Raw genomic sequence first — 10695 nt, forward strand, 5'->3', positions numbered from 1 at the left:
ATCGGCCTCGGCCACATGGGCGGACCCATGGCCGCCAACCTCGTCAAGGCCGGCCACCGCGTCATCGGATTCGACCTGGTGCCCGAACTCCTCGCCGCCGCCACGGGGACCGGGGTCGAGGCGGCCGGTTCGGCCGCGGCGGCCGTGACCGCGGCGGACGTGGTGATCACCATGCTGCCCGCCGGCCGGCACGTCCTGGGCCTGTACCGGGACGACGGGCTGCTGGCCGCCGCCCGCCCCGGCACGCTGTTCGTCGACTGCTCCACCATCGACGTCGCCGACGCCCGCACCGCCCACGACGCCGCGGCCGCCGCCGGCATGCGCGCCCTGGACGCGCCCGTCTCCGGCGGCGTGCCCGGCGCCGAGGCCGCCACCCTCACGTTCATGGCGGGCGGCGCGCACACCGAGTTCGCCGAGGCGGAGCCGCTGCTCGCCGCGATGGGCCGGAAGGCGGTGCACTGCGGCGGGGCCGGCGCGGGCCAGGCCGCCAAGATCTGCAACAACATGATCCTGGGCGTCTCGATGATCGCCGTCAGCGAGGCGTTCGTGCTCGGCGAGCGCCTCGGCCTGTCACACCAGGCGCTCTACGACGTGGCGTCCACCGCGTCCGGCCAGTGCTGGGCGTTGACCGTCAACTGCCCGGTCCCAGGCCCCGTCCCCACCAGCCCCGCCAACCGCGACTACGCCCCGGGCTTCGCCGCCCCCCTGATGGCCAAGGACCTCGGCCTGGCCGCCAACGCGGCCCGCACCGCCCACGTCCCCGCCCACCTCGGCCTCGCCGCGGCCCGGTTGTACGCCGACTACGCCGCGGGAGCCGGCGCCGAGCAGGACTTCTCCGGCATCGTGCGGACCCTGCGGGACGGCACCGCCACCGCGCCCGGACGCGAACCCGCCAGCGACCCGAAGGACGGCACCGCCACATGACCCCCGCCCACGACCCGACCTACGAAACCGTCCTCGTCGAACGCACCGGCCGCACGGCCCTGGTGACCCTCAACCGACCCCGGGCCCTCAACGCCCTCGACCTCCAGGTCATGAACGAGGTCGTCGCGGCGACGGAGTCCCTCGACCGCGATCCGGGCGTCGGCTGCATCGTCCTGACCGGTTCGGCGAAGGCGTTCGCGGCCGGAGCCGACATCAAGGAGATGGCGCCGCGGGGCCCCGTCGACATGTACCTCACCGACTGGTTCGCCGCCTGGGACCGGCTCGGGCAACTGCGCACCCCGACCGTCGCGGCCGTCGCCGGCTTCGCCCTCGGCGGCGGCTGCGAACTCGCCATGCTCTGCGACGTCCTGCTCGCGGCCGACACCGCCGTGTTCGGACAGCCGGAGATCAAGCTGGGCGTCATCCCCGGCATCGGCGGCTCCCAGCGCCTGACCCGCGCCGTCGGCAAGGCCAAGGCGATGGAACTGTGCCTGACCGGCCGCACCATGGACGCCACGGAGGCGGAGCGCGCCGGCCTGGTCTCCCGGATCGTCCCCGCGGCCGACCTGCTGGACGAGGCCCGCGCCGTCGCCGCGACCATCGCGGGCATGTCGCTGCCCGTCGCGATGATGGCGAAGGAGGCGGTCTCCCGGGCCTTCGAGACGACCCTCGCCGAGGGCGTCCGCTTCGAACGCCGCCTGTTCCACGCGGCGTTCGCCACCACTGACCAGAAGGAGGGCATGGCCGCCTTCATCGACAAGCGCCCACCGGAGTTCCGCCACCACTGACCGGCCGGCCCGCAGCGCCCCGGGGCGGGCCCCGCCAGGGGGTCCGCCCCGGGAGGGCTTCTCAGGGTTCCCGGGAGAGACCGGGAACCCTGAGACCTGCCCGAGAGAGCCGTGGGTGGGTCAGGAAGCCGGGTCCGTGCCCAGCTTCACCACGTGGTTGCGCTCGTCGACGAAGACGACCTTCGGCTCCAGCGTGCGGGCCTCCGCGTCGTCGACCGTGGCGTAGCCGATGACGATGACGATGTCGCCGGGGGCCACCAGCCGGGCGGCGGCGCCGTTGAGGCAGATGACGCCCGACCCGGGCTCGCCCTCGATGACGTACGTCTCCAGGCGGGCTCCGTTGTTCACGTTCACGATGTGCACCTGCTCGCCCACCAGCAGGTCCGCTGCGTCCATGAGGTCGCGGTCGACCGTCACGGAACCCACGTAGTGCAGATTGGCCTCGGTGACGGTGGCCCGGTGGATCTTCGACTTGAGCATGGTCCGCTGCATGGCGGATCAGCTCGCGGAGACCGCGTCGGCGAGACTGGCCGGGCGCATGTCCGTCCAGTTCTTCTCGATGTAGTCGAGGCAGCTCTGCCGGTCGGTTTCCGTCACGACCACCTCCCAGCCCGCCGGTACGACGGCGAACGCGGGCCACAGACTGTGCTGGCGCTCGTCGTTGACCAGCACCAGGAACGTGCCGTCCTCGTTGTCGAAGGGGTTGGTCATGGTGTCAGTCCTCCAGGTCTCGGTGATCTCGGGTGTGCGGAAGGTGGGGGCGGGCGGTCCAAGGGCCCGGGCGGTTCAGGTGAGGGCCTTGGCCAGGGCGCGCGCGGTGCGGCAGCGGAAGAGGGTCTCGACGTCGACGGGGCGACCCAGCACCGCCTCAAGCCGGCCCGCCAGGCGCAGCGCCGACAGCGAGTCGCAGCCCAGGGCGAACAGGTCGTCGTCCGCGCCGACGAAGTCCCGGCCGAGCACCTCGGCGATCAGGTCGCACAGTGTCGACCGCCCCGGGCCACGGGCGGACGCCGGCTCGGCTGCCATGAAGCGTTCCGTCGGTGCGTCCATGGCCTGGGGCAACTCGGTGAGCAGCTCGCGCAGCCGGTCCGCCGTCTGCTGGGCGAAGCCCCCGTCGATCAGGTCGGGGCGGTGGCTGATCTCCAGTCGGAGCCGGGGGCCGGGGGCGACCATCAGCTTCAACGGGTAGTGGTAGCCGTCGTATCCGGTGACCTGCACCAGCCCCAGACCGTCGTCCGGTCCGCTCGGCAGCTCCTCGGCGGTCGGGAAGTTCTCGAAGACGACGCAGCTGTCGAAGAGCGTGCCCAGCCCCGCGGTCCGCTGGATGTCCGGCAGGGGCAGATGGTGGTAGGGCAGGAGTTCCGCGTGCTCCTCCTGCAGCCGGGCGAGCAGATCCGCCACCGGCTCGGCGGGATCCAGCCGTACCCGCACCGGAACGGTGTTGATGAACACCCCCACCATGTCCTCGACACCCGGCAGTTCCGCCGGGCGGCCGGAGACGGTGGCGCCGAACACGAGGTCACGCTGGAGCGTCCGCCCGTGCAGGCACAGCGACCATGCGGCACGTACCAGCGTGTTGGGCGTGATGCCCCGGTGACGCGACACCTCGTGCAGAGCGCGGGTCTCGGCCTCGGACAACTCGACGACCAGGCTCTTGGGCAGTGCCCGCACCCGAGCGGTGTCGTCGTCCGCGGTGAGCAGTGTCGGTTCCTTCAGCCCTGCCAGCGCCGCGTGCCAGGCGGACCGGGCCCGGCCCTGGTCCTGGGCGGCCAGCCACGACAGGTAGGCACGGTAGTCGGGAGGCTCCGGCAGGGCGCCGTCGCTGCCGTCGCTGCCGTCGCCGTACAACCAGAGCAGGTCGCGCAGCAGAAGCGAAGTGGTCCAGCCGTCCACCAGCAGGTGGTGCATGCTCAGGACCACCTGCCAGCGGTCCGGGGCGAGAGCGATGCAGGTGCAGCGCATCAGCGGCGGTGTGGCCGGGTCCATGCGCCGGTGCCGGTCGGCCTTGAGGAGGTCCGTGAGCCGCTCGGCCCGATCCCGCGGCTCCAGGTCCGTGAGGTCGTGCGTGTACCAGGGCATGCGGACGTCGTCCGGTACCACCTGCACCGGCTCGCCCGATCGCAGCTGGAGGAAGCCTGCCCGCAGCATGGGATGGCGCCGCAACAGTGCGTCACAGGCGGCCCGCAGGCGCCGTACGTCGAGCCGCCCCGCCACTTCCAAGGCGATCTGCACGTTGTACACGTCCAGGCTGCGGCTGTCGTACCGGGCGTGGAAGAGCAGTCCTTCCTGCAGCGGTGTCATCGGCAGCACGTGGGAGACGGGCAGGCCCGTCCGGGCGCCGAGCCGGCTCAGCTCCTCGGCGTCGGCCTGGGCGGCCGACGCGGCGGACACCGCCCGGGTCGCCGCGTGCGCGACGAGCGCGCCCAGCGCGGTGAACCACAGCTGGGCCAGTTCCGAGGCTTCGGCCTCCGCCAGATGCAGCCGGGCCCACAGCCAGTGGGCGACCAGGCGCGGCCCCGCCGGGCCGTCGTCGACCACCGCGTTGACCTCGACGATGTGCCGCATCGGCATCCGCGGATCCGCGCCGACCGGCAGCGCGTCCGACTCGGGCGCCACGTCCCAGTCGCCGTCTCCCGAACCACGCCCTCTGCCCAGGTAGTTGAAGCCGACCTGGGGGCTGGGGAAGCCCTTGAGGTCGGCGGCCGTGTCCCGGTTCAGATGGCGTAGCAGGCCGAAGCCGATGCCGTTGCGGGGCACCTCGGCGAGTTGGTCGGCGACCCGGCGCACCGCCGCACCGAGCCGCGGGTCGGCGGGGTCGCCGTCGGGGCTCCAGCCGTCGATCCCCGCGTCGATGCGAACCGGGTACAGGGAGGTGAGCCAGCCGACGGTGGCGGACGGGTCCACGTCCTCGTCGAGCTGCTCGCGGCCGTGCCCCTCGACGTCGACGAGAACGGCCGTACCGTCCGGCACGCGCGGCCGCCAGGCGGCGAGTGCGAGTGCCAGACCGGCGAGCAGCACCTCGTTGGTGCGGGCGCCGAACGCGGCGGGCACGGTCGTGAGCAGCGGGGCGGTCAGGGCCGTCGGGAGGGTGAGGACGCTCTCCCCGGCCGTGGCGTAGATGTCGTGGGCGGCGGACAGCGGGACGTCGCTGATCTGGATGCTGCGCCCACCCAACGTCCGCTTCCAGTACGGCATTTCCCGCACCACTTCGGAGCTGTGCGCGGCCGCACGCAACCGGTCGCTCCAGTCCCGCAGGGTGACTGGCACCGGCTCCTGGTGCGGGACGGTTCCGGTCGTGGCGCCGTGCCACGCGGTGTACAGGTCGGTGAGCAGGACCCGCCAGGAGACCGCGTCCACCGCCAGGTGATGGACGGTGACGAGCAGTCTGCCCTGGCGGTCCGGGCCCGCATCGAACCACGTGACCCGCATCATCGCGCCTTCGTGCGGCGCGAGTGCCGCAGCGTCCTGCCGGGCGCAGCGGGTGAGGCGATCCCGCAGGGCGTCCTCGGCCAGTCCCGACACCTCGACCCGGCGCACGGCGTCCACCAGCGCGTCCCGGTCGACGGGAGCCAGCACCAGACCGCCGCTTCCGTCCAGACGTCCGCGCAGTGACTGGTGGCGTTCCGCCACGGCCCGCGCGGCGGTGATCAGGTGGTTCAGGCCGAGTCCCGGCGGGACGCGCAGGAGAGTCGACTGGTGGAAGGCGTCGATGGTGCCGCGGTGTTCGTGCAGCCAGTGCATGATCGGGGTGGCGAGGGCCGTCGCGGAGCCGTGGTGGTCCGCGCTCGTCTCCGCGCTCGTCTCCACCGTCGCCTCCGCCCTCGTCGTGCCGGAGCCCTGCTGGGGGGTCTCGGCGCGGGCGGGCTGGCGGTCCCGTTCCAAGGTGCCCTGGGCGCTGGTGCGGGGGCTGCCGGCGTTCTGTTGCAGGAAGCGGGCGAGGGCGGCGGCCGTGCGGTGGGTGAAGAGGTGCTTCGGGGTGAGGTGCAGACCTGCTTTGCGGGCGCGGGCTACGAGTTGGATGGCGGTGATGGAGTCTCCGCCGAGGGTGAAGAAGTCGTCCCCGGCCCCGGTGCTGTCCAGGTGCAACACCTGCGCGAACAACTGGGTCAGGGTGTCTGCCGCGGTCCCGTCGGGCGCCTCGGTTCCGTCGCCGGCTCCGGTCGCCCCGGCGTTCTCGGCTTCCCGGGCCGCCGCGGGCGCCTCGGCTCTCCGCCGCGCGGCGGCTCGCGGAGTCGGCTCCTGCGCAGGCCGGTGGTCCTCGGCGGGGATCGGCTCGTGCGCGGGGAGCGCCGCCCGGTCCACCTTGCCGTTGGGGGTCACGGGCAGCGTGGGCAGCGTGACGAACGCCGACGGGACCAGGTACGCGGGCAGCCGCGCCGCGATCCGTTCGGCGAGCCCTGCCGTCCCGCTCCCCGGGACATCGGATGCCACCACGTAGGCCACCAGCCGGGGCGTCCCCAGTCGGTCCTCCCGGACGGCCACCGCGGCCTGGGCGACCGCGGGGTCGGCCACCAGCGCGCTCTCGACCTCGCCCAGTTCGATGCGGTATCCGCGGACCTTGACCTGGTCGTCCAGCCGGCCGCCGTACATCAGCATGCCGTCGTGCCGCCACCAGGCCACGTCCCCGGTGCGGTACATCCGGCCGCCGGGGGTGCGGAACGGGTCGGCCACGAAGCGTGCCGCGGACAGCCCCGGGCGGTTGACGTATCCGCGGGCCAGCACGTCACCGCCGATGTACAGCTCGCCGGGTACGCCCGCCGGTACGGGGCGCAGGAAGCCGTCGAGGACGTAGAGCCGGGCGCCGGGCACGGGCACGCCGATCGGCACCGCGCCCCGCGGCAGCGGGGCGCCGGGCTCCAGTCGGTACTCCGTGCAGCCCACGGTCGCCTCGGTGGGGCCGTACTCGTTCACGACCGTCGTCCCCGGGTGGCGTGCGCGCCATTCCGCCAGCGCCTCCCCGGTCAACTGCTCGCCACCGAGCACCAGTTCGCCGGAGGGCGAGTACCAGTCGTCCGACGCCACCAGGATCGGCAGGTGGCTGGGGGTGGCCTTCACGAACGAGGGGGGTCGCCCGTCGCCGACCGGGGCGTCGAAGTCCTCCAGGTCGACGACGCGTACCAGCCCGCCCGTGACGAGCGGGCCGAAGAGGCCGGTGACGGTCAGGTCGAAGGAGGGCGGCGAGTGCACCAGCGCCTGTTCGGCGAGGCCGGGGTACGCCGTGCCGGCGAAGGAGAGGTAGCCGTCGACCGTACGGTGCTCCACCGCGACGCCCTTGGGGCGGCCGGTGGACCCGGAGGTGTAGATGATGTACGCGAGATCCTCCGGCCGCAGTGGCCGGCCGCGCTCGGTGTCGTCCACCGGGTGCGCGGACAGCAGCGCCAGTTCGGCCTGGACGACGGGGTCGCCCAGGGGGAGCGGCGACGGGTGTCCGGCGAGCCCCGGATGGCTCTGGTCGGCGCAGACGACGAGTTCGGGAGCCGCGTCGGTGAGCATGAACGCGACACGCTCCACCGGGTAGCCCGGATCGACCGGTACGTAACAGGCGCCCGCCTTCAGCGTGGCGAGCAGCGCGACGACCAGGTCCGTGCCGCGCGGCAGTGCCACCGCGACCGCGTCCCCGGGCCGCACTCCGCGGCGCAGCATCAGCCGGGCGAGGCGGTTCGCCGCCTCGTCGAGTTCCCGGTAGTCCAGAGCGCGCTGTCCGTCGGTCACGGCCGGAGCGTTGGGCGCGCGCCGCACCTGCGCCGCGAACCGCTCGACGAGTGTGGCGGCCCGGCGGCCGGCCGCCCGCTCGGCGCCGGGGCGACGGCTCCAGGCGCCGAGCACCAACTGCCGCTCCTCCCCGGTCAGGAGCGGGACGGCTGCCACGGGAGTCTCGGCCGCGTGGGTGAAGGTGTCGAGCAGGAGGCGCAGCCGGGAGGAGAGCAGCTCCATGCGTTGCTCGTCGAACAGGTCGGTGCGGTAGTTGAGTTCGAGCCGCAGACGTGGTCCGGGCACGGCGACGACGCTCAGCGGGTAGTGGGTGGAGCCGCTGATCTGCTGCTCGGCCGCGTCGGCTTCCTCCGGCAGCGGCCCCAGGCGCAGACCGGGCGCGATCTGCTGGACGGATGCCCAGTCGAAGGGCGCGTTGCCGAAGCCCGTCGAGGTGTCGTAGAGCGTGCCGAGCCCGGCGAGGCGCTGCACCTCGTCCAGACCGATGTGCTGGTGGGGCCCCAGCGCGAGTTGTTCGTCCTGCACGCGGGTGAACAGCCGGGCCAGCGACTCCTCGGGGGCCAGGCGGATGCGGACCGGAACCGCGTTCATCAGCAGGCCCACCATGGAGTCGACGCCCCTGAGGTCCACGGGACGCCCGTGCACGGTCTGGCCGAACACCACGTCGTCGCGCCCGGTCAGCAGCGACAGCAGCAGCGCCCATACGCCCTGCACCACCGCGTTGAGCGTGAGGTGGTGCGTCCGGGCGGTGGCGGTGAGCGCCTCGGTCGCCTCTTCCGACAGGGTCAGCGGGAGCATCGCGGGCATCGCGCCGGCGCCCGCCGGGGCCGCACCGGGGGCCACGAGGGTCGGTTCCTCCAGTCCGTGCAGTGCCTGCTGCCACGCCTGATGCGCCGCGGCACGGTCCTGCCGGCCGAGCCAGCGCAGGAAGTCGCCGAACGGGGCCGTCGGTCCGAGACCGGCGGACGGGGCTGCGGTGTCCGCCGGCGCGTCGAGGCCGGGGCGTCCGTACAGCGTGCACAGGTCCTTCAGCACCAAGGGCAACGACCAGCCGTCCAACAGGATGTGATGGTACGTCAGGACGAGTACGTGCCGCTCCTCGGCCAGCCGGACCAGGGCGAACCGCATCAGCGGGGGCGCGGCCATGTCGAAGCGCCGCAGCCGGTCCTCCTCCATGAAGGCCAGGAGCCGCGTGCGCCGGTTCTCCTCGGGCTCCCCCGTCAGATCGTGCTCCGTCCAGGGCGTCGCCACGGTGCGCCGGACGAGCTGCACCGGCTGCCCGTTCGCACGCACGCGAAAGCCCGTCCGCAGCACCGGGTGGCGGGCGAGCGTCGCGGCGCAGGCGGCGCGCAGTCGTGCGGGTCGGACGTCGCCGTGCAGTTCGAAGGCGGCCTGGATGGTGTAGACGTCCACCGCGTCGCTGTCGTACAGCGCGTGGAAGAGCATGCCCTGCTGCATCGGCGTGAGAGGCAGTGCGGACTCGATCGGCGACTCTGTCACTTCGTTCACAGATAGCTCCCCAGGGGGCGGACAAGGGTGGCTGCGCGCGAGCGCGGAGGGAGGGGGACGCGGGTCGGCCCGCGGGGGAGGGGGGAGGCGGCGCGGACGACGCCGTGGCGCCGTCGTACGGCCGGCAGCGGCAGGGAGGGTGCGGGACCGCCCGGTTCAGCTCCGGGTGATGAGGTCCGTCATCGAGACCAGGACGCGGCGTTCGCCGGTGAACGCCTCCCGGCCGTGCGACCAGCGCATGTTGTCGATCACCAGGAGGTCGTGGAGCTCCCAGTCGAAGCGCTGCTGGCGACGCTCGAACGCCGACCGCACGGCGGCCACCGTCGCGTCCGGGATCGGCTCCCCGTCGCCGAACAGGACGTCGTTGGGCAGCCCGTCCTCTCCCAGCACGGCCACCAGGGCCGCACGCACTTCCGGGGCGAGCGAGGACTGGTGGAACAGCACGAGGTGGTTGAACCACAGGCGTCGACCGGTGCGCGGGTGCGTCGCGAGGGCCGGCGCTCGGCGCTGGGTGCGCAGACAGTCGTCCGCCAGCCACTCCCACTCCAGACCGCCCTCGGCGCAGAAGCGGTCCACCTCCGCCCGGTCGTCGGTCTGGAAGGCTTCGCGCCAGTCCATGCCGACACCGCTGCCGTAGTTGCGCACGTAGCGCAGACCGCGCCGTTGCACGGTCTCGACCACCTCCGCCGGGATGTCGTCGAGCACGCGCGTGACGTCCGTGAGGGGGGTCGCGCCGCCGGTCAGGGCCGGGGTGGCGGAGAAGAACGCGAGCCGTGCGGGCCAGGCACCGGCGTAGGAGGACTCGCAGTGCTGCGGGATCACCTCGCGCGCCGGGTACTCGGTCGAGGTGAACACCCCGTCGCCCACCTGGCTCCGGGGCGTGGACCGCTCCGTGTACGCCAGCGGCTCGAAGCCGAGCCCTTGCAGGGCCCGTTCGAAGTCCCCGGTGCCCTCGGCCCGGGCGCCCCGGACCAGCGCCGCACCGTTCTCGGCGACGGCCTCGTCGATCATCCGGGCGTGCCCGTGCGTGAAGGACGCCAGCCCTTCGCCGTGCGCCTCGAACACGCTGATACCGGTCAGATCGTTCAACTCTCACAACTCCCTGGAAACTGGGTGGCAAACCGGTACCGCCCGACGAAGCCCGTACGGCCGGGACCGGTCAGCGAAGCGTCGCGGCCGGCCGGTCGAGCACCGCGGACGCCTCGGCCGACCGGCAGTCGCGCCCACCGGGCCGGAGCTGCCGGGTGACCGCGCCACCGTCGTAGCCGCGCCGCACGTCAGCTGCTCCCCGCCCACCGGCGGATCCTCGGTACCGGGCCGGGCGCCGGTTCGCGCTGCGGGGCGCGCGCCGCAGCGGGCCCGGCTGCGGTAGGCGTACGCATCTGGCTTCCCGCCCCTCCTCGTGTGCCGCGGCCGGCGCGGGACCGGGGTCCTGCGCGGCCAGCTGTCCCGCCCATCGTGGCGGGACGGCGGGAGCAGGACCAGGCATATGGACCGGCAACCGGTCTGCCGCCCAATTGCCCTGCCGATTCCTGGAGGCGGGACGGGCCCGGCGCGCACACTCCGTGCGACGACCGCTGTTTTCGAAGAGGTGTCCGACATCATCCTGGCCGCGACCGTGCGGCGGTCACCAGGCAAGCGGGCGGTAACCCCACCGGCGTCGGGCGGCAGCTTCTCCGGGCATCGCGATTGCCGGTCGGTTGCCTGGTGAGCGGTTGTGCGGGAAGTGCAGCATCGTCTCGGATTGCCGGCTCCCGACTCA

Annotated in this window: 6 protein-coding genes; 2 read left to right on the plus strand and 4 right to left on the minus strand. The window is 73.3% G+C overall.

Going from position 1 to position 10695, the window contains the following annotated elements:
* The first annotated feature begins 15 nt into the window (after nt 1–15).
* Both mmsB and ACJ6WD_RS31890 read left to right on the plus strand, forming a co-directional pair.
* On the plus strand, nt 16–924 hold the full coding sequence (mmsB, locus tag ACJ6WD_RS31885) for a 3-hydroxyisobutyrate dehydrogenase (RefSeq protein ID WP_233657938.1): 909 nt from the start codon (nt 16–18) through the stop codon (nt 922–924).
* Nucleotides 921–1712 (plus strand): enoyl-CoA hydratase, encoded by a 792-nt coding sequence (locus ACJ6WD_RS31890; protein ID WP_376444349.1) that lies wholly within the window; start codon nt 921–923, stop codon nt 1710–1712. The genes mmsB and ACJ6WD_RS31890 overlap by 4 nt, the downstream gene beginning before the upstream one ends.
* A gap of 120 nt (nt 1713–1832) precedes the next feature.
* On the opposite strand, the gene panD is transcribed toward ACJ6WD_RS31890, so the two are convergent.
* The 4 genes from panD to ACJ6WD_RS31910 form a co-directional block, all read right to left on the minus strand.
* The gene (gene panD / locus ACJ6WD_RS31895) at nt 1833–2204 is read right to left on the minus strand and encodes an aspartate 1-decarboxylase (RefSeq protein ID WP_016575632.1); all 372 of its coding nucleotides are present in this window, start codon (nt 2202–2204) and stop codon (nt 1833–1835) included.
* Between the two features lie 6 nt (nt 2205–2210).
* A complete protein-coding gene (locus tag ACJ6WD_RS31900; RefSeq protein WP_016575633.1) occupies nt 2211–2423 on the minus strand; it encodes an MbtH family protein in 213 nt (70 codons plus the stop codon).
* Between the two features lie 75 nt (nt 2424–2498).
* Entirely contained in the window at nt 2499–8933 is a 6435-nt protein-coding gene (locus tag ACJ6WD_RS31905; RefSeq protein ID WP_407617056.1) for an amino acid adenylation domain-containing protein, read from the minus strand.
* A 156-nt stretch (nt 8934–9089) separates the two neighbouring features.
* Nucleotides 9090–10022 (minus strand): TauD/TfdA family dioxygenase, encoded by a 933-nt coding sequence (locus ACJ6WD_RS31910; protein ID WP_331248493.1) that lies wholly within the window; start codon nt 10020–10022, stop codon nt 9090–9092.
* Nucleotides 10023–10695 lie beyond the last annotated feature (673 nt).

This window comes from Streptomyces sp. VTCC 41912 (assembly GCF_045799175.1).
Classification (GTDB): Bacteria; Actinomycetota; Actinomycetes; order Streptomycetales; family Streptomycetaceae; genus Streptomyces; species Streptomyces albulus_C.